23 protein-coding genes, 1 tRNA gene and 1 pseudogene are annotated in these 23,951 nt (G+C 55.1%); 14 read left to right on the top strand and 11 right to left on the bottom strand.

The window, feature by feature from the left end; genetic code table 11:
* Window positions 1-323: 323 nt before the first annotated feature.
* A tRNA-Met gene (locus I2E69_RS08195) sits at window positions 324-400 on the bottom strand.
* A 132-nt stretch (window positions 401-532) separates the two neighbouring features.
* Between I2E69_RS08195 and I2E69_RS08190 the strand changes: the two genes are divergently transcribed.
* Window positions 533-1,207: a potassium channel family protein gene (locus tag I2E69_RS08190; protein WP_195460649.1), complete on the top strand. Its 675-nt coding sequence runs from the start codon at window positions 533-535 to the stop codon at window positions 1,205-1,207.
* A gap of 55 nt (window positions 1,208-1,262) precedes the next feature.
* Here the strand turns inward: I2E69_RS08190 and mscL are convergent, their stop codons facing one another.
* Window positions 1,263-1,745, bottom strand: a complete 483-nt coding sequence (gene mscL, locus I2E69_RS08185) for a large-conductance mechanosensitive channel protein MscL (RefSeq protein WP_195460647.1) — start codon at window positions 1,743-1,745, stop codon at window positions 1,263-1,265.
* Between the two features lie 170 nt (window positions 1,746-1,915).
* Between mscL and I2E69_RS08180 the strand changes: the two genes are divergently transcribed.
* From I2E69_RS08180 to I2E69_RS08160, 5 genes are read left to right on the top strand one after another with little or no spacing between them, the layout of a single operon-like run.
* Window positions 1,916-3,367, top strand: coding sequence for a sodium:solute symporter (locus I2E69_RS08180; RefSeq protein ID WP_195460646.1), 1,452 nt, complete (start codon window positions 1,916-1,918; stop codon window positions 3,365-3,367).
* Window positions 3,357-6,344 carry a fibronectin type III domain-containing protein gene (locus I2E69_RS08175; protein WP_195460645.1) on the top strand — a complete coding sequence of 996 codons (2,988 nt, stop codon included), beginning with the start codon at window positions 3,357-3,359 and terminating at the stop codon, window positions 6,342-6,344. Before I2E69_RS08180 ends, I2E69_RS08175 begins: the two co-directional genes overlap by 11 nt.
* Before the next feature lie 5 nt (window positions 6,345-6,349).
* Window positions 6,350-6,997 (top strand): GNAT family N-acetyltransferase, encoded by a 648-nt coding sequence (locus I2E69_RS08170; RefSeq protein WP_195460644.1) that lies wholly within the window; start codon window positions 6,350-6,352, stop codon window positions 6,995-6,997.
* A 34-nt stretch (window positions 6,998-7,031) separates the two neighbouring features.
* Window positions 7,032-7,481 carry a GatB/YqeY domain-containing protein gene (locus tag I2E69_RS08165; RefSeq protein ID WP_195460643.1) on the top strand — a complete coding sequence of 150 codons (450 nt, stop codon included), beginning with the start codon at window positions 7,032-7,034 and terminating at the stop codon, window positions 7,479-7,481.
* Window positions 7,482-8,399 carry a transporter gene (locus I2E69_RS08160; protein WP_195460642.1) on the top strand — a complete coding sequence of 306 codons (918 nt, stop codon included), beginning with the start codon at window positions 7,482-7,484 and terminating at the stop codon, window positions 8,397-8,399. It begins immediately after the preceding gene.
* Between the two features lie 301 nt (window positions 8,400-8,700).
* Here I2E69_RS08160 and I2E69_RS08155 read toward each other — a convergent pair whose 3' ends face one another.
* The 4 genes from I2E69_RS08155 to I2E69_RS08140 are packed head-to-tail and all read right to left on the bottom strand — an operon-like array spanning window position 8,701 to window position 12,770.
* Window positions 8,701-9,555, bottom strand: a complete 855-nt coding sequence (locus I2E69_RS08155) for a glycine betaine ABC transporter substrate-binding protein (protein ID WP_195460641.1) — start codon at window positions 9,553-9,555, stop codon at window positions 8,701-8,703.
* A 30-nt stretch (window positions 9,556-9,585) separates the two neighbouring features.
* Window positions 9,586-10,404, bottom strand: a complete 819-nt coding sequence (locus tag I2E69_RS08150; protein WP_195460640.1) for an ABC transporter permease — start codon at window positions 10,402-10,404, stop codon at window positions 9,586-9,588.
* On the bottom strand, window positions 10,401-11,630 hold the full coding sequence (locus tag I2E69_RS08145) for a glycine betaine/L-proline ABC transporter ATP-binding protein (RefSeq protein ID WP_195460639.1): 1,230 nt from the start codon (window positions 11,628-11,630) through the stop codon (window positions 10,401-10,403). Before I2E69_RS08145 ends, I2E69_RS08150 begins: the two co-directional genes overlap by 4 nt.
* A 3-nt stretch (window positions 11,631-11,633) precedes the next feature.
* Window positions 11,634-12,770, bottom strand: coding sequence for a hypothetical protein (locus I2E69_RS08140; protein WP_195460638.1), 1,137 nt, complete (start codon window positions 12,768-12,770; stop codon window positions 11,634-11,636).
* 265 nt (window positions 12,771-13,035) lie between these two features.
* Between I2E69_RS08140 and I2E69_RS08135 the strand changes: the two genes are divergently transcribed.
* Entirely contained in the window at window positions 13,036-13,404 is a 369-nt protein-coding gene (locus tag I2E69_RS08135) for a hypothetical protein (protein WP_195460637.1), read from the top strand.
* A 34-nt stretch (window positions 13,405-13,438) separates the two neighbouring features.
* Here I2E69_RS08135 and I2E69_RS08130 read toward each other — a convergent pair whose 3' ends face one another.
* The 3 genes and pseudogenes from I2E69_RS08130 to ric all read right to left on the bottom strand — a co-directional run bounded on the left by I2E69_RS08130 (window position 13,439) and on the right by ric (window position 14,651).
* Window positions 13,439-13,732 (bottom strand): nitrous oxide-stimulated promoter family protein, encoded by a 294-nt coding sequence (locus tag I2E69_RS08130; protein ID WP_195460636.1) that lies wholly within the window; start codon window positions 13,730-13,732, stop codon window positions 13,439-13,441.
* 11 nt (window positions 13,733-13,743) lie between these two features.
* Window positions 13,744-13,927, bottom strand: a pseudogene (locus I2E69_RS08125) (DUF488 family protein).
* 1 nt (window position 13,928) lies between these two features.
* On the bottom strand, window positions 13,929-14,651 hold the full coding sequence (ric, locus tag I2E69_RS08120; protein ID WP_195460634.1) for an iron-sulfur cluster repair di-iron protein: 723 nt from the start codon (window positions 14,649-14,651) through the stop codon (window positions 13,929-13,931).
* A 116-nt stretch (window positions 14,652-14,767) separates the two neighbouring features.
* On the opposite strand from ric, the gene I2E69_RS08115 reads away from it, so the two are divergent.
* Window positions 14,768-15,391 (top strand): DUF6448 family protein, encoded by a 624-nt coding sequence (locus I2E69_RS08115; protein ID WP_317191090.1) that lies wholly within the window; start codon window positions 14,768-14,770, stop codon window positions 15,389-15,391.
* Between the two features lie 35 nt (window positions 15,392-15,426).
* On the opposite strand, the gene I2E69_RS08110 is transcribed toward I2E69_RS08115, so the two are convergent.
* Window positions 15,427-16,542, bottom strand: coding sequence for a lipid II:glycine glycyltransferase FemX (locus I2E69_RS08110; protein ID WP_195460931.1), 1,116 nt, complete (start codon window positions 16,540-16,542; stop codon window positions 15,427-15,429).
* Between the two features lie 108 nt (window positions 16,543-16,650).
* A complete protein-coding gene (gene hcp, locus I2E69_RS08105) occupies window positions 16,651-18,288 on the bottom strand; it encodes a hydroxylamine reductase (RefSeq protein ID WP_195460630.1) in 1,638 nt (545 codons plus the stop codon).
* A gap of 131 nt (window positions 18,289-18,419) precedes the next feature.
* Between hcp and I2E69_RS08100 the strand changes: the two genes are divergently transcribed.
* From I2E69_RS08100 to I2E69_RS08075, 6 genes are all read left to right on the top strand, one after another.
* Window positions 18,420-19,094, top strand: a complete 675-nt coding sequence (locus tag I2E69_RS08100; protein WP_195460629.1) for a Crp/Fnr family transcriptional regulator — start codon at window positions 18,420-18,422, stop codon at window positions 19,092-19,094.
* Between the two features lie 85 nt (window positions 19,095-19,179).
* On the top strand, window positions 19,180-19,770 hold the full coding sequence (gene nrfH, locus I2E69_RS08095) for a cytochrome c nitrite reductase small subunit (protein ID WP_195460628.1): 591 nt from the start codon (window positions 19,180-19,182) through the stop codon (window positions 19,768-19,770).
* A gap of 8 nt (window positions 19,771-19,778) precedes the next feature.
* Window positions 19,779-21,269: an ammonia-forming cytochrome c nitrite reductase gene (gene nrfA / locus I2E69_RS08090; RefSeq protein WP_195460627.1), complete on the top strand. Its 1,491-nt coding sequence runs from the start codon at window positions 19,779-19,781 to the stop codon at window positions 21,267-21,269.
* Window positions 21,270-21,274: 5 nt separating this feature from the next.
* The gene (locus I2E69_RS08085) at window positions 21,275-22,528 is read left to right on the top strand and encodes a cytochrome c biogenesis protein ResB (RefSeq protein ID WP_317191089.1); all 1,254 of its coding nucleotides are present in this window, start codon (window positions 21,275-21,277) and stop codon (window positions 22,526-22,528) included.
* Window positions 22,525-23,304, top strand: a complete 780-nt coding sequence (gene ccsA / locus I2E69_RS08080; RefSeq protein ID WP_195460626.1) for a cytochrome c biogenesis protein CcsA — start codon at window positions 22,525-22,527, stop codon at window positions 23,302-23,304. Before I2E69_RS08085 ends, ccsA begins: the two co-directional genes overlap by 4 nt.
* Window positions 23,305-23,352: 48 nt before the next feature.
* Window positions 23,353-23,841, top strand: a complete 489-nt coding sequence (locus tag I2E69_RS08075; protein WP_195460624.1) for a pyridoxamine 5'-phosphate oxidase family protein — start codon at window positions 23,353-23,355, stop codon at window positions 23,839-23,841.
* Window positions 23,842-23,951 lie beyond the last annotated feature (110 nt).

The raw sequence follows: 23,951 nt of genomic DNA, 5'->3' as shown, positions 1-23,951 counted from the left end.
TCGTGCTCTTCTGCTGCCTTTCTCCGGGGAAGGTGATTGGGTGAACCCGTATGTTGTAGTTGTACCTCCCTGCGTATTTGCTCCCGATCCGACTACTACATTGCCGCTGGGATGACTGTGAAATGTGCTTACACCATTGGGCAGCATGATACTTGCAGAGGCATCATTCGGGAGATAAACGAGAGGTTGTTGGCAAGTAAGGAAAAGAGTTTTGCTGTGAAGATACCCCACAGCGCACTACAAAGGTGTTGAAATAATATAGAAAGAACAAAATAATGACACAAAAAAAGCACTTACTATGTTGTAAGTGCTTGGTTTTTAATTGGTAGCGGGTCCGAGACTTGAACTCGGGACCTCATGATTATGAATCATGCGCTCTAACCAGCTGAGCTAACCCGCCATTGCTAAAAGCGAGTGCAAAGGTAATAGAAAATTTTAATCGTGCAAAATCTTTCGGCAAAAAAACACCGCAAAATTTGCCGCCCGGGGCTGTGGCATTGATTTTGAACGTGCTACGGAAAAACAGAAATCTATGTCTCTTTCCGAATCGGCGCGCGCCGATATCCGTAACACGCTCGGCGTCGTCAAACTCATTGCCGGACTGGTGCTCCTCACGGCGGTTTCGTGGGAGATTATCGCGGGCGATCACATTCACATCTCCTCTGCCTACCTCACGATCCAGTTCATCGTTTGTCTGATTTTCCTGTGCGATTTTTTCGTCCGCTGGGCCGCTGCCGAGCGCCGGAACCGCTTTTTCTGGCACAACCTGCTCTTCCTGCTGATTTCCATTCCCTACCTGAACATTCTGGCGTGGAGCGGAGCCGACATGACCCACGACTGGGGCATGCTCGTCGGCCTGATGCCCTTGCTGCGGGCCTTCCTGGCCATGGTGATCATCGTGCGGTGGCTGGTCTCCAAAAACAAAATGCGGAGGCTCTTCGTCGCCTATATCTTCACCGTCGTGGTCTTCACTTATATTTCCGGACTCGTCTTCTACGACTACGAGGTGCTTGTCAATCCTAAACTCCACGGCTTCGGCAATGCACTCTGGTGGGCGTGGATGAACGTCACGACTGTCGGGGCCGAGATTTTCCCCGTCACGGCCGTCGGTAAGGTTTTTTGCGTGATGCTTCCCTCGCTGGGTATGATGTTCTTTCCGATCTTCACCACCTATGTCCTGCAGGAATATACCCATAAAAAGGAATAACCGAAAAAGTCCGGCTTCGTAAGGCCGGACTTTTCGTTTCGGGAATTACTTCCGCTTATTTTTTCTGCTCTTTGAGCAGGTCGCGGATCTCCGTGAGCAGCAGCTCTTCCTTTGTCGGTGCAGGCGGTTCGGGAGCCGGGGCCGGAGCCTCCTCCTTTTTCTGCATCAGCCGGTTCATCAGCTTGACCATCAGGAATACGCAGAGGGCCAGGATCGTGAAATCCACACACTGCTGGATAAATGCGCCGTAGTTCCAGTAAATCGGCTCCGCTGCTGCAGTCGGAGCCTGGCTGCCGCCGGCTACGATGCCTTCCACCGATTGCATGGCGCTCGAGGTAACGTCGCGAACCTTCGAAATGTCGAGTTTCAACTGCGAGAAGTCGGTATTTCCGATCAGTGCGCCGATCGGCGGCATCAGGATGTCGTTCACGAGCGACGATACAATCTTGCCGAACGCACCGCCGATAATCACACCGACGGCCATGTCCATCACGTTGCCTTTGAGGGCAAACTCCTTGAATTCTTTGAAAAATGCCATATCGTTAGGGTTTAATGTTTTAATTGAGAACAAAAATAAACATTTTTTCCAAAAGTCCAATAAAACATACGATCTTCCGTATCCCCATTTCGGATTTATAAAATGCGGCCCGGATCGCCGCAGTGTCCATCTTTTTTGTATCTTTGTAAATCGAACCCAAATACGCATTCATGACTCCTGCTGCCGTTATTGCCACCGTTCTGGGCTACATAGCCGTCCTTTTCGCCGTCGCGTGGGCCTCGGGCCGCCGTGCCGACAACGCCGGCTTCTTCACCGGCAACCGCCGCACTCCGTGGTATATGGCGGCCTTCGCCATGATCGGCGCTGCTATATCGGGCGTGACCTTCATTTCGGTTCCCGGTTCGGTTGCCGCCGACTCGTTTTCCTACATGCAGATGGTCGCAGGCTTCACGGTAGGGCAGATGGTCGTGGCTTTCGTGCTGATTCCTATGTTCTATCGCCTGAAGGTGGTGTCGCTTTACGAATACCTCGACGACCGCTTCGGCGTAAAGTCCCACCGTACCGGAGCGTGGTTCTTCTTTATTTCGAAGATGCTGGGAGCTGCGCTGCGCATCTACGTCGTCTGTGCCGTGATGCAGTTGCTGGTCTTTTCGCACTATGGGTTCCCGTTCTGGGCCAACGCTTTGATAACGATGCTTTTCGTCTGGCTCTATACGCAGCAGGGCGGCGTCAAATCGCTCATCTGGACCGATACGCTCAAGACTTTCTGCCTTGTGGCGAGCTTGATTCTGTCGATCGTTTTCATCATGCAGGGGCTGAATCTTTCGCTTGCAGAGACGGCGCGTGAAGTTTCGGCTTCGCCGATGTCGAAAATTTTCTTCTTCGACGACCCCGCCTCGGACCGCTATTTCTGGAAGATGTTCGCTGCGGGTATCGTCCTGCTGATCTCCATGACCGGACTCGACCAGGATATGATGCAGCGTAATCTGAGCTGCGCCACGCCGCGCGATTCGCAGAAGAACATCGTGCTGACCGCTGTCAGCCAGATTTTCGTGATCTTCCTGTTCCTCGTGCTGGGCGTGCTGCTCTATTTGTATATGGAGCGCAGTGGCATGGCCCTGCCCGCCAAGAGCGACCAGGTTTTTTCGCTGGTCGCCGTTGAAGGAGGACTGCCGCTTATCGTTGGTATCCTGTTTGTTGTGGGACTTATTTCAAGTACTTATTCAGCAGCCGGATCGGCCCTCACGGCCCTGACGACCTCCTTTACGGTGGATATTCTCGAAGGCACGAAACGCTACGGCGACGTGCGCCTCACACGCCTCCGCAAAGGGGTTCATATTGCGATGGCCCTCCTCATGGCCTGTGTGATACTGGCCTTCGAATATTGGGCCGACGACAGCGTTATCAACCTGGTCTACAAGGTCGCCAGCTATACCTACGGCCCGATTTTGGGCATGTTTGCCTTCGGGATGTTCACGCGCCTGAAGGTTCGCGACCGCTGGGTCCCGCTGGTGGCTCTCGCAGCCCCGGTGCTGAGTGCGCTGGTGCAGTGGTGGGCGCTGAAAGCGTGGGATTACCAGATCGGATTCGAACTCTTGATTTACAACGCCGCCTTTACCGTGGCCGGCATGCTATTGCTCGTTAAACGACATGAAAAATAGACTGTTATACCTTATTACCTTACTCTTTACTGTAAGTGCGGTTTCTGCTGCCGAAATCACTCCCGCAACGCGTGCGGAGATCGGACGAACCCTTTCGCGCATCGTCTCCCGTGAGGTTACGGGCGGTTATCAGAAGGCGGAGCCGACCAACGTACGGATTCAGGCCGTCAAGGCCTCGCGCGGCCGGGTGCGGATTTACACCTCGGTAGGGTTGTCCTACTATCCTTTTCGCGAGGATAATCTGCGGGCTATGCGCGACTCGGTGCGGGCCCTGCTGCCGTCTGAATTCCGCAAAGCCGACATCGAACTCTATACCGACAACCGCGAGGCCTCCGAGCTCATCCCGCTGGCCTGCCGCAATGCCACGCAGTTGCGTAAACTCGTCGACAAGAAAAAAATAGTCCTCTTTACCAACCGTTCCGAGCGGCCGCTTGTGACGCGCCTTTCTGCCGCCGCAACTCCCGCGCATGGCCTTTCGGAGCGGCATATCGCCTTGTGGCAGAGTCACGGACGCTATTTCGACCAGACTGAGAACCGCTGGAAATGGCAGCGTTCGATGCTCTGGCAGACCTGCGAGGACCTCTATACGCAGAGCTACGTGCTGCCGTATCTGGTCCCGATGCTTGAAAACGCCGGGGCGAACGTCCTGTTGCCGCGCGAGCGCGACGTGCAGAAGCACGAAGTGCTGGCCGACAACGATTCCGAAGGGCAATATGCGGAACAGGGGGCCTGGGAGCCGGGAGGTCCGGGGTTCGCGCACCTGCGGCAGGTCTATCATACGGGTGAAAATCCTTTTCGCGAGGGCACGACGCGCCGTGCGCATACCGTTGCCGACGGCGACACGAGCCGCGCCGCATGGTTTGCCGACATCCCCGAACGGGGTGAGTATGCGGTCTATGTGAGCTACGAATCGACGCCCGGAAGCGCCGACGACGCGCACTATACGGTGCATCACCTCGGCGGGGAGACTTCGTTCGCCGTCAATCAGACGATGGGCGGCGGCACGTGGATCTATCTGGGGCGTTTCTCTTTCGCTCCGGGGCATCGGGAGGTCGTGACCCTCTCGAACCGCTCGCGGCAGGCCGGGCGCATCGTTTCGGCCGATGCCGTGAAGATCGGCGGCGGTTACGGCAACGTCGCCCGCACGCCCTGCGACTCGCTGCGCCTGCCCGATACGGAGTATATCGAGGAGACGAGCGGTTATCCCCGTTTCTGCGAGGGGGCCCGCTACTGGCTCCAGTGGGCCGGATTCCCGGAAGGGGTTTACACGCCGAAGAACAATACCGACGACTATAAGGACGACTATATGTCGCGCGCCCACTGGGTCAACGCCCTGATGGGCGGTTCGGAACGCCTGCCCGATTCCGCGGGACTGCATATTCCGGTCGATATGGCGCTGGCGTTCCACTCGGATGCGGGCGTCCGCGACGGCGACGGCATTGTCGGCACGCTGGGTATCTACTACACCCGCGAGAACAAGGGTAAATTCCAGGGCGGGGCCGACCGCTACCGTTCGCGTGATTTGACGGACCTCGTGCAGGCGCAGGTCGTCGAGGATATCCGCCGTACGTTCGAGCCCGGCTGGCAGCGCCGCGGACTGTGGAACAGGGCCTATTACGAAGCGCGCGTCCCGGGTGTCCCGACGATGCTGCTGGAGCTGCTCTCGCACCAGAATTTCGCCGACATGCGGCTGGGCAGCGACCCGCGGTTCAAGTTTGTGGTGAGCCGTGCGATCTATAAGGGTATCTTGCGCTATATCAGCTCGCAATACGATTTACCTTATGTAGTGCAGCCGCTGCCCGTCGAGGCGTTCGCTGCGGAATTTACCGCCGCAGATCATGTGGCGCTGTCGTGGAGTCCGGTGATGGACCCGTTGGAAAAGAGCGCCGCGCCGACGGGTTATGTGGTTTATACGCGCGTGGACGACGGCGGTTTCGACAACGGCCGTCCGGTCGATAAGCCCTACCTGATCGTCGAACAGCAGCCGGGCCGTATCTACAGTTACCGGGTGACGGCGGTGAATGAGGGCGGCGAGAGTTTTCCGAGCGAGACCCTTGCCGTGTGCCGGATGCCCGATGAAAAGGGCAGGGTTCTGATCGTTAACGGATTCGACCGCGTGAGCGCTCCGCTGAGCGAGCGGAACGATTCGCTCGCTGGATTCCGTACCGACCTCGACGGCGGCGTTCCCGACCGGCAGGACATCTCATTCGTTGGGGCGCAGCACGTCTTCGACCTGGCGCAGGCCCGCTGCAATGTCGACAGCCTCGCCCTCGGGGCCTGCGGGTGCGATTTCGAGACCGATGTGATCGGCGGCAACACCTTCGACTATCCGGCCCTGCACGGGCGTTCCGTGGCAGCGGCGGGGTACTCCTTCTGCTCAGCGTCGCTGAAAGCCGTAGAGCGTGGCGAGGCGGCACTCGAACAATATCCGGCGGTCGATCTGATCCTCGGCAAACAGCGCACGACGACGATCGGCCGCGGCGTGCAGGAACCCGCGTTCGCGACCTTTTCGCCCGAACTCCAGGCTGTTCTGAGGCATTATCTCGCCGATGGCGGAACGCTCTTTGCGTCGGGCAGCTATGTTGCGTCCGACCTGTTGGCCGAAGGGGCTTCGGACCGGGACCGCACCTTTGCCCGCGAGGTGCTCCACCTCGATTCCGACGGCGGATATGCCTCCGGCCGCGGAAGGGTACGGGTCATGACTTCGCATCCGGACTTTTCGCGCGGCGAATACCGGTTCAATACCGGGTATGGCCGCCACCATTACATCGTCGAACAGGCCGATGCCCTGAAGCCCGTGGGCGCCGGGGCTTTTGCCGTGATGCGTTACGACGACAACGGCCGTACGGCAGGCGTAGCGTGCGACGCCGGGGGACGTACTTTCGTGACGGGTTTCCCGTTCGAGTCGATCTCCGACGAGGTGCAGCGCGACCGGCTGATGCGTGACGTGCTGCGATTTTTGTCGGCTGGAAAATAAAAAATATGGAGATAAAACTGAGAACCGAACAGCCCGCCGATTACCGGGAAACGGAGAACGTTACGCGGGAGGCATTCTGGAACCACTTTTCACCCGGATGCAACGAGCACTACCTGTTGCATGTCATGCGCGACAGCCCGGCCTTCGTGCCCGAACTGGATCTTGTGGCGGAGCACGACGGGCGGATCGTCGGCAATGTCGTCTGCATGAAAGGAGTTATCCAGGGTGACGACGGCGTGAAATACGAGGTCCTGAGTCTCGGGCCGATTTCGGTCCTGCCGGAGTACCAGCGCAAGGGAATCGGCGGCAGGCTGATCGGGCGCACCCGCGAACTGGCCCGGGAGATGGGATTCCGGGCCGTGCTGCTCTGCGGCGATCCGGACTACTACCTGTATCAGGGTTTCGTCCCGGCCGAACTGCTCGGCATCCGGACTGCCGATGACATGTATGCCATGGCGCTCCATGTCTGCGAACTGTACGAAGGGGCCCTTTCCGGTGTCCGGGGCCGCTACGTCGAGGATTTGGCTTACGAGGTCGACGAAACTGCCGCCGAGGTTTTCGACCGGGAGTTTCCCGCGAAGGAGAAAGTTCGCGGCACGGCGTCGCAGGCGCGTTTCGACGAAATTGTCGTCGTACGCAGGCCCGCAGATTGAAAATTGAGTTTAATCTTAACCAAATAAATTGATTATGTCGTTGGAACAACAGATTTCGAAAGGAATCATGGAGGCCATGAAGGCCAAGGATACGGTGCGCCTGAGCGCCCTGCGCAATGCGAAGAAATACATCATCGAGGCCAAGACCGCGGGTCCGGAAATCGCCGAACTGCCCGATGCCGACGTGCTGAAAATCATCTCCAAACTCGCCAAGCAGGGAACCGATTCGGCGGCGATCTTCACCGAGCAGAACCGTTCCGACCTGGCGTCGGAGGAGCTGGCCCAGGTGGCCGTTTTCCAGGAGTTTCTGCCCAAACAACTGGGCGCCGAGGAACTCGCCGCCGAAGTGAAGGCCATTATCGCCGAGGTCGGCGCATCGTCGATGAAGGAGATGGGCAAGGTGATGGGCGTGGCTTCGAAACGCCTCGCAGGCCGTGCCGACGGCAAGGACATTTCGGCCAAGGTCAAGGAGTTGCTGTCCTAAATGCACCTGCTGGAACACCTGCACCGCAATGTGAAGACCATTGCCATGCCTTCGGCCATGATCGTCGGTGCGCTGTTGTGCCGCCCGATCGCGGCGCTGGAGGTGTGGACGGGGCAGATGATCACCCCGACGTTGATCTTCCTGATGCTGTTCGTCACCTTCTGCCGCGTGAAACCCAGCCAGATGAAGCCTTCGATGCTTCATTTTTGGCTGTTGCTGGTTCAGGTCGTGGCCTGTGTCGGGATTTTCCTGCTCCTGCGGCCCCTGAACGGTATCCTGGCGCAGGGGGCGATGGTTTGCGTGCTGGCCCCCGTAGCGATGGCCGCGGTGGTTATCGGTGGCATGCTGGGGGCCAATGTCGCTACGATGGCGACGTACAGCCTTCTCTGCAACATGGCCGTTGCCCTGCTGGCGCCCGTGATCCTGACCTTTACGGGAACGGGTGCATGCACCTTCGCGCAAATCCTGGCCCGTATCGCGCCGCTGCTGGTGATGCCGTTCGCTGCGGCGCAGTTCTGCCGTATGGTCATTCCGAAGGCTGCGAAATGGGTCGGCGACCACAGTCAGATTTCGTTTTACATGTGGCTGGCTTCGCTGCTGGTCATCATCGGCCGCACGACGGCTTTCATCATCGACCTGCACGACGCTTCGCTTTCGACCGAACTGTGGCTGGCCTTTGCGGCGCTTGTGATCTGCCTTGCGCAGTTCAAGGTGGGCCGCATGCTGGGACGCCGTTACGGCGACGCTCCGGCGGGCGGCCAGTCGCTGGGCCAGAAAAACACGGTACTTGCGGTGTGGATGGCCCAGTCGTTCCTCGACCCGATCGCCTCGATCGCGCCCACGGCTTACATCGTCTGGCAGAACTTTGTGAATTCGTATCAGTTGTGGAAAAAGGACAAAGAAAGTCGAATAAATTGATTGTAAACAACTAATAAGCAATATCTTATTTTATTTGCTATCTTTTCTCTTGTTTTCGCCGTTTTCCTGTTTTAGCCGATCGGTTCAAGCAGCTTGCCAACGGTAACCAATCTATCTACTTGGATTATTATACGGGTGATGTCATCCGCAAGGAGAATATTGCGACCACTCAAATTTATGCCAAGATCGTGGATAAAAAGAAAGAGGAGGCGATCGGTTTGATACCAAATCTGACAGATTAAACTAAAAAGAACGTGCCAACTGGCACGTTCTTTTTGTAATAGGAGTTGCGATATCGGGCTTATTCTATCTGAGGTAACCAATTGCTCACCACATCTCGATTTGTTTCCAGCCACTTGCGGGCAGCATCAGTCTCATTTATTCCCGGCTCTTCAAGGGCAGCCATCAGCGAGCTGATCTGAGCATCGGTCAAATGCATATTGCTCAGCAATCGGGCGGCAAAGGGATCTTTCTCGGAAAAACCTTTCCATGCCAGCACCTGGATCTTCTCCGCACCGCCGTAGATACCCTTCGGATCGGCGAGGATCTTCAGATCAAAGCGATCGAACATCCAGTGCGGTGTCCAGCCCGTCACGACGACCCACTCCTTTTTGTCTATCGCCTTCTTGAGCGAGGCTGTCATCGCGGGACCGCTCGACGTGAGCAGTTTGTAATCCAGCCCATAGTCGGGTATCGCTTTGTCGGTGGCCTTCATAATTCCAGCTCCGGCGTCGATGCCGACGATCTCGCCTTTGAAGCGCGCCCGAACCTGATTCAGCTCTTCGATTGAGTTGATAGTTACATATTCCGGAACAACCAATCCGATACGGGCATTGTCATAGACCGTTCCGAGTGTTTCCAATTTATCACCATATTGAGTTATATAGTCGGCCATCGTTACCGGCAGCCAGGCATCGAGGAAGACATCGGCCTTCTTTTGCGACAGCGATGCAAATACAGGCGCAAGGTCAGCATTGAGTAGGTTAACCCGATAGCCCTGTTCCTCGAAGATCACTTTGGCCAAATTGGTCATGGCGATGCCCTCCGACCAGTTGACATAGGCAATATCGATCTTCTTTTCGTCCGTTTTCGGGCCGCAAGCCACAGTGAGTAGGGCCGTAAGGAGCACTGCTCCGGCTAATTTCATTCGTTTCATAAGCATATTTTTCATTGTTTAAAGAGGTCTTTATTTTTTCATTTGTGCAAAGCCCTGCGTGATGCGATCGAGCACGATGGCCAGAATCACCACAGCAATGCCGCCTTCAAATCCCAGCCCGATCTTCATCTGGGTAATTCCCTTGAGCACCACCTCACCCAGACCTCCTGCCGAGATCATGGCGGCGATCACGACCATTGACAGCGACATCATAATCGTCTGGTTTATACCTGTGAGAATGGTTGGTAACGCCAGAGGCAGTTGCACCTTGTAAAGGAGTTGCCACGAAGTCGCTCCGAACGAGTGTGAAGCCTCGATCACTTCGCGCGGCACTTGCCGAATCCCCAGTCCTGTGAGACGAACCACGGGCGGCATCGCGAAAATAATAGTAGCGAATGCTCCCGGAACTGTTCCCAGACCAAAGAACAGCACGGCGGGAATCAGGTAGACAAATGCCGGCATAGTCTGCATCAGGTCGAGTATCGGGCGCAACACCTGATTGCACCTCGGGCTGCGGGCGCTCCAGATTCCCAGCGGAATGCCGAGCAACAGCGCCAGAGAGGTCGATGAAAGCACCAGCGCCAAAGTCTGCATCGTCTCGGCCCAGAATCCCATCCCGTAGATCAGCCCCAGCCCGAGTAAGGTGAAAATAGCCGTGCCTCGTCCGGCTTTCCACCAGGCCAGCGCCGCCAGCAGGGGAATTGTGATGTAGAACGGGATCAGGTAGAGCAGGTGCTGAAACCCATTGATAAATCCTCCGATGGCGGAGTCCATGGCATCGAAGAACGGCGCAAAATGTTCTGTCAGCCAATTGATGAGCATTTCGATATATTTTCCGATGTTTATCATAATTCGATAGCATTTTGAATGATGGAGTCGATCTCCTCGGGGTTTTTACCTGTCACTTCCGCAATCAGCGATGGCAGAGGTACCACGCCTTTGAGTTTGCGATGTGAGTCGACAACCCAGATCGGGGAGTTGGTGCGGGTAGTTAGTGGCAGAATATCCTCAAGAATGGCCTCTTCGGTTACGGAAAGCACTTCGGTCCGCAACGCGTCGTCAAGGGACGGATTGTGTTCTTTGCGCAACTTCAGCAGACTTTTCAGTTGCACGTCGCCCAGCAATGTTCCGTCATCGTCCACAACGGGAAGTACTTTCAGATCGTTTTCACGCATCTTGCGGATCGCGCCCTCGGGACCTTCTTTCATCCGGAGTTGCACGATATGCGGTCTTTCGATCATGATCGAAGAGGCGGTCACGATCCGGGTACGGTCGACATTCTCCACAAAACGCTTGACATATTCGTTGGCCGGGGAGGTTAGTATCTGCTCCGAGGTTCCGACTTGTACGATCTCACCGTCTTTCATGATGGCGATGCGGTCGCCGAGTTTGATCGCCTCGTTCAGGTCGTGGGTAATAAAGACGATTGTCTTTTTCATCTTGGCTTGCAAAGCCAGCAGTTCGTCCTGCATCTGGATGCGAATCAAGGGGTCGAGGGCCGAAAAAGCTTCGTCCATGAGCAACACCTCGGGGTTGCTGGCAAGAGCGCGGGCCAATCCCACGCGCTGCTGCATTCCGCCCGAAAGCTGTCGGATCATTTGGCTTTCATAGCCAGCGAGTCCGACCTGTTCCATAGCGACCAGTGCATCTTCTTCGCGCTCGATACGTGGTACGCCTTGCAATTCGAGTCCGAAAGCTATGTTTTGCAGTACCGTCCGGTGGGGGAGTAGACCGAAATTCTGAAACACCATCGACAGTACCTTGCGACGAACGTTGCGCATGTCTTTGTCGGAGAGCGCCGATATATCTTGACCATTAATGACCACCTGCCCCGATGTGGGCTTTATCAACCGGTTGATACACCGCAGGAGGGTCGATTTTCCGCTTCCCGACAGCCCCATGATGACGAATATCTCTCCTTCGGCAATCTGCAGATTAGCGTTGTTTACAGCCACCGTGCATCCTGTCTTTTTTAGGATTTCGTCTTTCCCTACTCCTTCGGACAACAGCCGAAGCGCCTTTTGTTTCTCATGTCCGAAGACAAGAAACAAATTTTTGATCTCTATTTTACTCATAGTTTAAAAATAATAACCGATATTTACGTTAAGCCGGGCGTTCCAGCCTTTTTCCAGCGTTGCCGAAGTAAAGGCCTCGTTCCAATCATTACCCAACCAGGGCTGATTCTTCCCTAATGCATAGTCGACGTAGACTAAAACAGGTCCCATGCCCAACATACACCCGGTGATGTTCTGGAAACTGTCGTTGAATCCGGCCTTGCGTTTATGCATCATGCTGAAGTCATTGTAGAGCCGTATCTCGTCAAGAATGCCCTTGTCGATCGGAAAAGTGTAGCATAGCGAGGCGGTATAGGTGTCGGCATGGGCTGCGATCTCATAGGGCGCGCCATAGGCGGTCATGGTAATCTGATTCCGAGGTTCATCCTCCTTATTCTCTGGCGAGAATTTGTAGGTCGTGTACTGCGCTTTGAGATTCCAACGCTTCCAGTTCAGCGTATAATGTATGGCAAAGGCATAGCGAGATCCCATTTTTTCGGTATCTAGATTGTAAATACCGCCGTACATGGCCGAAGCTCCGATCTGGTGTTTCCAACGCTCGCCCCAATTGTAAGCGACTCGCAGATTTCCCTGATTGACTTCCTTGTTGCGCCCTGCGATGTCGTAGGCATAGCGGGAATCGGAAGTTTCGACTCCTTCGCTGAAATCGAGCAGATCGGCATTCTTATAAAAGGCGGCATCGAGTTCCCAGCCTTTTTTTCGGAAACAATACTTCAGTCCCATGTCGGCATCATCTTCTAACCCGAGATAATAGTTGATGCTGAAGAAATAGTTATTCGAATTGAACGGCATTGCTCCGAACGACACGGTGTTTTGTCCCAGCTGTAAAACGTGGTTGTCATTGAACTGATAGCCCACCCAGCCGTATTTGAGCATACCTCCGCCCGAGGTGCGGGCATAAAAACGGTATTCTGCATCGAGCCGAATCTTTTTCCAGGAGGCATTGACGTTGATCCGAAAAACATCGAACCCAAAATCGCCTCCGCGATGTTTGTTTCCCTCTTTCCAGTCGGAGTAGTTGTAGTTGAACCGCAAGGCTCCTCCCAGATGGGCTTTGGGCTTTTCTCCAGCCAATACTGTCTGGAGTACACAAAAAATTAAAACAAAAAGAATAAACAGCGTTCGGTGTTTACACATCATACCATAATGAATTTATATACGGTGACAACGAGGGCTGTCTCCGTACCGGTTAATAATAAAATAGTGCAAACAGACAAGGCAACCGAAACGGATAATCACAAGACGATTATCCCGCTTTTAGACCAGTCGCATCAAAAAAAGTCCCCTGCTGGGGCGGGTCTGCTTTAATATGTATTTTTGCAAATATAGCCTTTATAGAGCAGTATTCCAATTTATTCCGGTTTTTTTATCTCTGATTCTGTGCGAAAACAGCCTGATGTGGTAGTTGGGAGAGTTACTGCGGATCGAGAAAATCTGCAAGGCGGTGCGTTTCGGTGCGGATTTAACAACGCAGATTTTACGCAGGGAATCCGTCGGATTTAGAGGTTCGCTCTATTCGCCGGAATATGAAAAATGGCTAAAGACGGATCATTCAACGGCCAAGATTGAAGCGAGTACCCAAGCTGCGGTTGATGATAGACGGGATCAGTATTTCCCGTTGGCTCAAGCAAAAATGCGAGGAGCAATACCCACGTCCACAGGTCAAAGAACCACAACGGCAAAATATAGGCAGGGGGATGAAGTGGTAAAACCAATGATAATAGTATGGCAATTGACCAGTATCGTAACAGCAATGCACCTCATCCACATATAAATTTTCTAACGGTCACTTAAATGCTGTGTGGAGATCACATGTTCAGCAAATGCCGAATCGCGGCAAGGGGATAGCAGAGCAGCATCCGCGGCCCGGCGTAGCGCATGACAGTCCTAATCTGGATGCGGCGTGCGGGGGAATAGCAATGTACCGGGCACTTCTGACACGCGGGTTTTGCGTTGCCGAATTTGCAGGCGTCGAGCCGCTTGTGCGCATAGACCAGCAGCCCGGCACAATCGATGCACAACTCCCGATTGTGCTCCTTGCGGCGGCAATAGAGTGAGACCATCTGGCCGATCGTCTTTTTTTCGCGTTCAATGCGGTTCATCGGGCGCAAAGCTACGAATAATCTGCGAGGAAACGTTGCAGTATCAGCGCATGGTTGCGGTCGGGCGATTTTGCCGCATAAAGCAGGGTTACGGTGTCGCATGGGCGGATCTCCGCGGCCAGAGCCTGTCGACGAGCACCCGATAGCCGTCGCCAGGTGTGCTTCGTAGACGCGTTTGATGCGGATTGTTGCCATGTTATGCTTTTAATTTCGCCTCCAGTGCGATTGCCCGCGGGAAGACGGTGTTATTCTCCAGGTGGATATGGTGGTGGAGCGCCTGCTCAAAAGCCTTCAGGTGCTTGAGTAGCAGGTGGTAGCTGGCACAGGCATTTTCCGGAGCGAAGTAGCTGTTCAGCAGGCGGCTGATCTCGCGGTACCGTTCTCCCTCGGCATCGTGTTCGGCCATCATCACGCGAATGGGAGCTTCGACCGTGCCGCAATGGAAGCCTCCGACGTAACCGTGAGTACGCTCGGCATCGCAGAGTTCGTAAATATAAGGAAAGAGCATCACCTCCTCTTTTTCGAGATGACTTTCCAGATCGGCCAGCGAACTCAGAAAAAGAGCTTGCACCTCAAAAAGTTCCGGATGTTTATCTCCGTGCACGTTGCAAACCTTCGTAAGCAGGTGTTCGATAGCCGGCCCTTGTGTGCGAATGTTGCGGTGGTGGTATTTGAGAATGTAGTCGGCCAGCAGGTCGGTGTCCCACGATTTGAAATCGGCAAATACGGATTCCCTCGAAGTCACTGTGGTCAAGTCAGCAACCACCTGCTCCCTATCTACTTCCGCCGCAAGGCAGGCATCGGGCAGTGAACGCGCTCCGTTGCAGCAGAAGTCGATCCCGTAACGGTCGAATACGGCGGCATTGCCGAAGTTGTCGGCCACGATCTCGCCGACGGTCATTTGTGTGTAGTCTTTCATAGCTTTGTCGATTGTTTCGACAAAGCTACAAACTCCGCACCGAATCGAATGTAACAAATGTGACGGTTGTTCCCGCAAAGGTTTCGGATCTTTATAAAACCAAAATCCATAAAACCATGAAGAAGACTATGAATCGTTTTGTGATGCGGGGTGCCGTCGCAGCGATGGCTGCAGCATTCCTTCTGCTGCCTGGAGCGGCTTCTGCCCATTGTGACTTGTTTGACGGGCCGGTTATCAAAGAGGCGCAAAAAGCTTTGCAGACCAACCAGGTGAAGCTGCTCTACAAATGGATCACACCGGCCGACGAAGCCGAAATCACCGCGCTCTTCGATAAGACCTACGCTCTGCGCGGCGGCGATGCGGAGATTTATGCCATCGTCGAAAAACATTTTCTCGAAACCCTCGTGCGTCTGCACCGCGCCTCGGAGGGTGTCCCCTATACCGGGCTGAAAGCGGCAGGGAGCGTGAAACCCATCGTTAAGATGAGCGATGAAGCGCTCGATACGGGCAATATCGACGGCCTGCTGGCCAAATTGACCGGACATATCGCCAAGGTTGTTCGGGAAAAGTATGCCAAGGCAGAGGTATTGGCCAGGCAGAAGGATCTTTCACCTGCGAAAGGACGCGAATATGTGCGCGCATATGTGGATTATGTGCATACTATCGAGGGTATCCACAGCTGGATCGACGGCACAGCCCATGTGTCGGCGGCAGCCTCGGGCGGCGTCTGCTGTGACTGATAAACGAAATGGGGAGGTATTCAGCCTCCCCATTGTTATCGGTAATAGCCTTTGCTGCGCATCTCGCAGGCACGGAGTACATCGTAGCGCTCCTCATTGAGCGGATAGTCCCAGCAGCCCATCTGGCGGAACAATTCGCCGCCGAATCCCTGCTTGAACTTGTAGAGTCCGTACATGGGGTGCGACGGATCGGGGCATGGAGCCACACCGAACAGATCGTATTCGGCACAGGAGTTTGTTTTGGCTGTGCGGATTGCTTCCCATTGCAGAGCATAGGTGGGCATCAGGTTGCGTTTCTCCGACGACGACGCGTCATAGAGGTAGGTTGCCCGGTGAGCAGACATAACCAAAAACATCGCTGCCAGCGGCACATCGTCGGCATAGGCGATCAGCAGCTTCACCTGCACGTCGCCGACTGCTTCCATGCGGGCCGCGAATACCGACTGGAAATACAATTCGTCATTGATGTTGAGTCCGTTGCGGGCCGCAGTCTCCCGGTATAATTTATACCATACTCCCAGTTTTCCGATCTCTTCGGATCGCACTTGCACTCCTTTGCGCTGTGCGACTTTGATGTTGTAACGCGTCTTGGGCTTCATCCGGGCCAATATCAGCTCCTCGCTGCATTGCAGATCGAGCAGGATCGTGTTCGAAGGCAGGATATTGCTGTTCGATTTGCGGAGATTCCATGTGCAGGTGTTGTAATTCATCTGAAACTCCTGAACCGGGGTTTCGGGGAGTCCCTTCCAATGTCCCTGTTCGTCGAAGTCGCCCTCCTTGCACCAATGCGACCGCCAATTGAGATCGTAACGCAGGGCGATGCACTCATGGGGCAGGTAGGGACGCAGGGACTCGGAAAGTTCTTCAAGAAACCGTCCCTGATTCTCTTCCGAAGGTTCGACCTCGGGGCCATAGGGAAAGTAAGCGATGCTTTCGTTGGCATTGAGGCGTTGCAGGAAAAAGATCACGTCACTGCGTGTCGAGGAATAACCGCCCACATCCAGATAGAGGTCGCGGTTGTAGGCTTTGAAATCGAATGCACGGGAGTTCACGCCCAGGCGCTGTTTGACTTTTGTCCAGAACGCAGTCTGTTGGACGATAGGCGTGTCGTAGATCTCGGTGGTTTCTTTGGGGATGATATCGAGTGTCATAGCAATGTAGAGTTCCTTTGACATACAAAGGTAGGTAAACCTTTCGGATAAGACAAACCGACGGCCGGGAGATAAAGTCCCGGCCGCCGGCTTGAATGTCTGAAATGATTAGCCGACCCATTCGGCCATATCTTTCTCCACAGTTGAAGTGCATCCGATACCAAATCTCTCGATCAACACCTTGGTCACGTTGGGTGAAAGGAATGCAGGAAGCGTCGGTCCGAGGTGGATGTTTTTCACGCCCAGCGAGAGCAATGCCAGCAGAACGATAACGGCTTTCTGCTCGTACCAGGCAATGTTGTAGACGATCGGCAGGTCGTTGACGCTCTTCAGCCCGAATGCCTTTTGCAGCGCGAGGGCGATCACCACCAGCGAATAGCTGTCGTTGCACTGCCCGGCATCGAGCACGCGGGGAATGCCGCTGATGTCGCCCAGCGGTAGTTTGTTGTAGCGGTATTTGGCGCATCCGGCCGTGAGGATCACGGTGTCCTTGGGAAGTGCTGCCGCAAAGTCGGTGTAGTAGCCGCGCGACTTCATGCGGCCGTCGCATCCGGCCATAACGATAAATTTGCGGATGGCGCCCGATTTCACAGCTTCGACCACTTTGTCAGCCAAAGCCAACACCTGTGCATGGGCGAATCCGCCGACAATCTCCCCATGCTCGATCTCAGTGGGCGGCGCACACCGCTTGGCGTGGGCGATAAGTGCTGAAAAGTCTTTTGGTTTACCCTCTTTGCGTGCAGGGATATGAGTCGCGCCAGGAAGTCCGGCCGAACCGGTAGTGTAGATACGATCCGTATAGGTTGCATTTTTGAGCGGCGGGACAATGCAGTTAGTCGTGAAGAGGATAGGACCGTTGAAGGTCGTGAACTCCTCGCGTTGCCTCCACCACGCATTGCCGTAATTGCCGACAAAATGAGGGTATTTCTTAAATGCCGGATAATAATTGGCCGGGAGCATCTCGCTGTGGGTATAGATATCCACACCCCTTCCGGCGGTCTGTTCCAGTAACTCTTCGAAATCTTTGAGATCATGACCGCTGACCAAAATAGCCGGATTTTTGCGAACGCCAATATTGACCTTTGTAATCTCGGGATTGCCGTAGGCTGTGGTGTTGGCCTTGTCCAGAAGTGCCATCGCCTTCACGCCGCATTCACCGACGTTAAGCACCAACGCTGTAAGCTCATTGGCGTCGATATCGGGACGGCAAATTTCGGCCAGCGCATTCTCGAGCATTTCATAAATATCCTCATCTTCGAATCCCAGGTTGAGCGCATGCTCCGTATAAGCCGCTGCGCCCTTCGCACCGTAGATCACCAGCTGTTTGAGCGAACGAATGTCCTCGTCGTGCATCGACAGCACGCCGACATGCGCCGCAAAAGCCTCGTATTCCGCGGGAGCAGGGTGAAACGATACTTCGGAAAACTCCGGCAGCTCGACGCCGTGTTTCTTCGCTGTGCCGATCAACTCGTTCTTGGTCGCCAGCACCTGTGCGATGCGAAGCAGAATTGCGTCATCATCGAAGTTGGCATTGGTGATGGTGCAGAATAAAGCGTCGAGCAGTTGACGGCTGGCGGCTTTGTCCGCCGCGCCCTTCTCGCGCAGAGCGCGGTTGACAAGCGCCGTGCCCCGCACGGCATAGAGCAGTACATCCATCAGTCCGGCCGTCTGCGGCTGTTTGCCGCAGACGCCCTGTACGGTGCAGCCTTTTCCTCCGGCCGCCTCCTGGCATTGAAAACAGAACATTCCCATGATTTTTCGGTTTTTGGTTGTTTATAAGTAATGCAAATTTACAACCATCGCAGCATGCTGACCGTCACTATTGTTACACTCGAAAAAAAGTCGTATGTTTGTACCGAACCCAATTTACAAAGTTTATGGATTTTACGATACTTGCCCAAACCCCGCTCTTTCAAGGCATTCCGGCCGAAGAACTGGAGAAGATCTTTGCTGTCCTGAATATTTCAAAGAGCTGTTTCCGCAAAGGCGAGATGCTGGCTATGCAGGATGAGTTGGTCAACCGCCTGATCATTCTGACCCGGGGCAGCGTCAAAGCTGAGATGACCGATCCGTCGGGCAAACTCATCAAGGTCGAGGACATCGAAGCGCCTAATCCGCTGGCTATCCTCTTTCTGTTCGGTAACCACAACCGTTTCCCGGTGCAGGCCACGGCCAGGGAGATGGTCGAAGCCGTTATCATTCCCAAGCAATGTGTCTTGCAGCTGCTTGCAGCCAATGAACTCATTCTGAAAAACTACCTCGACATCTCGGCCGACTTCGCGGCACGCCTGAGCCGCAAGCTCCATTTCATGTCGTTCCGCACCATCCGACAGAAGATTGCCATGTACCTCATCGAGCAATCCCGAAAGCAAGAGTCGGACACGGTCGAACTTATCAAAACCAAAGCTTCGCTGGCCGAGTATTTCGGCGTCTCGCGCCCGTCGCTCGAACGCGAGCTGACCAATATGCAGCAGGAGGGATTGATCGCGGCGGAGCGCCGTCGGATCACGATCCTGCGCAAAACCGATCTGATTCAGTTGGTCTGCCGCTAAATTCACTGAAAAGCGTAACATCGGTGACTAGTTTTGTGAGACAATGTTGTTAATTTTGTAACAACAAGCAATCAGCCCGTCAAGAATGAAGAAGTTGTTAGCCCTGCTGCCCGATTCGATGATCCTGCCTATCTTTATTATAGGTGGTGTTTTGGCGGGTCTGGGGGCTTATGCCATCTACATGTCGCGTCCCCATTCCTACCTCTCGGACAATCCTGCGGCCTGTGTCAACTGCCACATCATGACGCCTTATTACCAGTCGTGGAATCACTCTTCCCACGCGGCCTGGGCCACCTGCAACGACTGCCACATCCCGCACGACAACCTGGTACACACCTATGGTTTCAAGGCCATGGACGGCCTTTATCACGCCGCGGTTTTCACTTTCCGTGCCGAGCCGCAGACGATCCGCCCGCGCAGCGGCAGTTCGAACGTCATCATGAACAACTGCGTGCGCTGCCATACGCAGCTCAATACCGAGTTTGTCAAAATAGGTATGATCTCCTACACCGAAGCCGAGGCCGGAGCGGGAAAAGCCTGCTGGGAGTGTCATGCGCAGGTGCCTCATACGAATATCAGCAACCTCTCGTCGTCGCCCGCCCCGGGTATTACGCCGCTGCCTGCGTCGCCCGTGCCTACATGGCTGAAGAAAATGATGCAAAAAACCGATAAATAACCCGATTTATGTTCAAGAAATTAGCCGAAGCGATCAAGCGCAAACCCCTTATCGGATGGGGGATTCTTGCTGTTGTCATGTGCGGCGTATTCCTATTGGGACTGTTGGCCGCCTCCATCACGGAGCGCCGCGCCGAGATTGCGACCTTGTACAACAACGTCAAGGTGAAGATCACCGGGATCGAACCGCACAACGAACTGTGGGGTCAGAATTACCCCCGCGAGTACGACACCTGGAAGAAGACCTCCGAAACTGATTTCCGCAGCAAGCACTTGGGTAACGCTCCGCAGGATGTCCTGGCCGAGCGTCCCGCGATGGTGGTGCTGTGGGCAGGCTATGCTTTTGCCCGCGATTACGACGCTCCGCGTGGTCATGCCTACACGCTCGAAGACATTCGCGCGACGCTCCGCACCGGAACTCCCGATGGTATATCGCCCGACATGCAGCCCGGAACGTGCTGGACGTGCAAAAGTCCCGACGTGCCTCGCGTGATGCAGGAGCAGGGGATCGCCGAGTTCTATAAACATAAGTGGAGCGAACTGGGCACGGAGATCGTCAACCCGCTGGGCTGTGCCGACTGCCACGACCCCGAGACGATGAGCCTCACGATCACGCGTCCGGCTCTTGTCGAGGCGTTCGAGCGTCAGGGCCGTTCCGTGGACGACGCCACGCCGCAGGAGATGCGCACGCTCGTCTGTGCGCAGTGCCACGTGGAGTACTACTTCAAGGGCGAGGGCAAATACCTCACCTTCCCCTGGGACAAGGGCATGACCGTCGAGGCGATGGAGCAATATTACGACGAGGCGGAATTCTCCGACTGGACGCACGCGCTGAGCCGCACGCCGATGCTCAAGGCCCAGCACCCCGACTACGAACTGTTCCTCTTGGGGCCTCACTCCAAGCGCGGGCTGGGGTGCGCCGACTGCCATATGCCCTATGTGGCCGAGGGTGGCATCAAATACTCGAACCATCAGGTGATGAGCCCTTTGAAGAACATTTCGTCGACTTGCCAGACCTGTCATCGCGACAGCGAGGAGAAACTCCGCGGCTACGTCTACGAGTATCAGGACAAGGCCAACGAGATCCGCGTCCGCATCGAGCAGGAGCTTTCCAAAGCCCATATTATGGCCAAAGCCGCGTGGGACAACGGTGCTACGGAGGCTGAAATGAAGGATGCACAGAAACTGCTGCGTCAGGCGCAATGGCGCTGGGACTTCGGCGTGGCGTCGCACGGCGGATCGTTCCACGCTCCGGTCGAGATCCAGCGGATTCTGGCCCACAGCCTTGATAAGTCGTTACAGGCACAGTTGGCGCTGCAAAAGGTGCTGTTCAAACACGGCGTGAACGATGTGGCGATGCCCGACCTTTCGACCAAGGAGAAAGCGCAGGCCTACATCGGGCTCGATATGGCGAAACTGCGTGCCGACAAGGATAAATGGAAGCAGACCGTCCTGCCGCAATGGGTCGCCAAGGCCAAAGAAACCGGAAAATTATTGTAGCTCCGGTGGCTGATCGACAGAAGCGAGCGATGTGGCAACTCCCGTGGAGCTATGGCGAGAGTATCGCCGTGGTGACGGGCGTTGTTGCCGTCGGGTGGAGTTTGCAACTCACTGCCGGGTCGTTCGACATTGGCCTGCTGCGCTGGCCTGCGAATCTGATCTGCGGCGGTGTGCTGTTGCTTGCGGCTGTGCTGGTGGCGGTTAAAAGTGGTAATGCCTTTTGCCGCTGGCTGGCGGGAACGCCGTTGGCCGTGACGCTCGCAGGGGTTTTTGTCGTGCTGGGCGTGGTGATGGGGCTTACGCCTCAGATATTCCTCGGTGCCGAACAGCAGGGAGGTATTCCGTCACAGCTGGGCTTCGACCACATGACCGCTTCGTGGGCGTTCGTGCTAATCTATGGCATGCTGTTACTTTCGCTCGGTGCAGTGGCGCTCCATCGCCTGATTCACTTTCGAATCAAAGATTATGCATTTTACTTGAACCATTTGGGTTTGTGGCTTGCACTCTTTGCCGCAGCGGCCGGAGCGGCCGACATGAAGCGCTACGTGATGCACGTTCGTGAGGGCGAGACCGAATGGCGGGTCTACAACGAGCAAGGTGATATTCTCGACCTGCCGATAGCCATTTCGCTGAAAGATTTCCGTCTCGAAGAGTATCCGCCCAAGTTAGCCGTCATTGACCGCACGACGGGCGAGGCATTTCCGGCCGGAAAGCCGCACTATTTTGCCCTCGACGACGCCCCCGAGGGCCGTATCGGCGACTGGGAATTTCGGCTTGACGAATATATCCACGATGCCGTCCGCAACAGCGACAGCACCTATCACCAGGTCTTTATGCCCGGAGCATCACCTGCGGCGAGGGTGAGCATCCGCAACGCACAGACGGGTGCAGAGTGCGACGGATGGGTTTGTGCCGGGAATTCGGCACAACTTCCCATGACACTCAACCTCGAAGCAACGTATGCCGTGGCGATGACCGTCGCCGAACCTAAAAAATTCCTCTCCGACATCGAAGCCTATACCGAGAATGGACAGACTGTGCAAACTACATTGGAAGTCAATCGTCCGTTGCGTATCGACAGTTGGATGATCTACCAGTACGATTACGACAAACAAGCCGGGCGCATGTCCGCTTATTCGAGCTTCGAGTTGGTCTACGACCCGTGGCTTGTGCCGGCGTATGTAGGCCTTGCGATGCTGATGGCCGGTTCGGCCGCAATGCTCTGGAGCGGTCGCCGCAGAAAGGAGGAGACGCAATGACGTGGCATGAATTCGGTTGGTTCGCACTCCCGGCTGTAGTGCTGTGGCTGGCAGCCGGAACGGTCGTCTACACAAAGGTGCGCCGCATGGCCGACTACCTGATGCTGGCCGGTATTGGGGGCTTCGCGCTGTTTATCGTCCTGTTCTGGGTGGCGCTCGAACGTCCGCCCCTGCGCACGATGGGCGAAACGAGGCTGTGGTATTCGTTCTTCCTCGCTGCTGTCGGTTTTGTTACCTATAAACGATGGCGTTACCCGTGGCTGCTGTCGTTCTCGGCTGTCGTCGCCACAGTCTTCGTATGCGTCAATCTTTTCAAACCCGAAATCCACTCCAAGAGTCTGATGCCGGCTCTCCAAAGCTATTGGTTTGTGCCTCATGTAACGGTTTATATCCTCTCTTACGCCATGCTGGGAGCTGCGACGATCGCCTCGGTGCTCCAGCTTCGCAGACTCTATCGCGGAAAACCAGATGCCGAACTTTACGCCCTGACCGATAATCTCGTCTACATCGGTTACGGCCTGTTGATGCTCGGCATGCTGATGGGGTGTTTCTGGGCCAAGGCTGCCTGGGGACACTACTGGGCGTGGGATCCGAAGGAAACATGGGCGTTCGTCACGGCGGGAGCTTATCTGGCGTATATTCACCTGCGCCTGCGGAGTGACCATCCGCGTCTGACACTCTGGGTGCTGCCTGTGGCGTTTATCCTTTTGATGATCACGTGGATCGGCGTCAACTACCTTCCCTCGGCACAGGCCAGCGTACATGTTTACGGATAGTAACATCTGTTACGCTTTCTGGCACCTGTGCGCCTTAACTTTACCGACATGGAACTCGAAAAACTCTACGATAATAGTGGCGTCCGCCGTCAGGATCGCCTGCTCGGTTTCGATCGTGCGTTGGAATTACTTCGCGGTGGCGAATACGGATTTCTCGCCTTGGGCGGTAAGAGCGGCTACGGACTTCCTATCAATTTCGTGCTGCATGGCACAAGCATTTACTTTCACTGCGCCCCCGAGGGCGAGAAACTGCGACGCATTGCGCATTGCGACCGAGCCTCATTTTGCATCGTGGGGCATACGGCGCCCCAGCCCGGACAATTCACCACGGAATATGAGAGTGTCCTGATCTTCGGACGAATCGCAGTCGTTGCCGACGATACCGAGCGGATGCAAGCCCTGAAATACCTAATTGGCAAATACTCTGCGGACTTCGAGGTCACGGGGCTGAAATATGCCGAAAAATCATTTCACCGCACAGCTATTCTGCGGCTCGATATTGAGCGAATAAGCGGAAAATGCAAGAAGATGAAGTGATGACCAAAGCTATACCTTGTTTTTGCAGATTCTCCATCTTTTGTTACCGTTGTCCGGCTTCCCTGATTTCTGCCTATTTTATTGCATTTTTTTGTTGCTATTTTGTTACT

Origin of the sequence: Alistipes sp. D31t1_170403_E11 (genome assembly GCF_015553985.1) — a bacterium.
Lineage (GTDB): Bacteria > Bacteroidota > Bacteroidia > Bacteroidales > Rikenellaceae > Alistipes > Alistipes montrealensis.
This window is presented reverse-complemented; position numbering and strand designations above follow the sequence as displayed.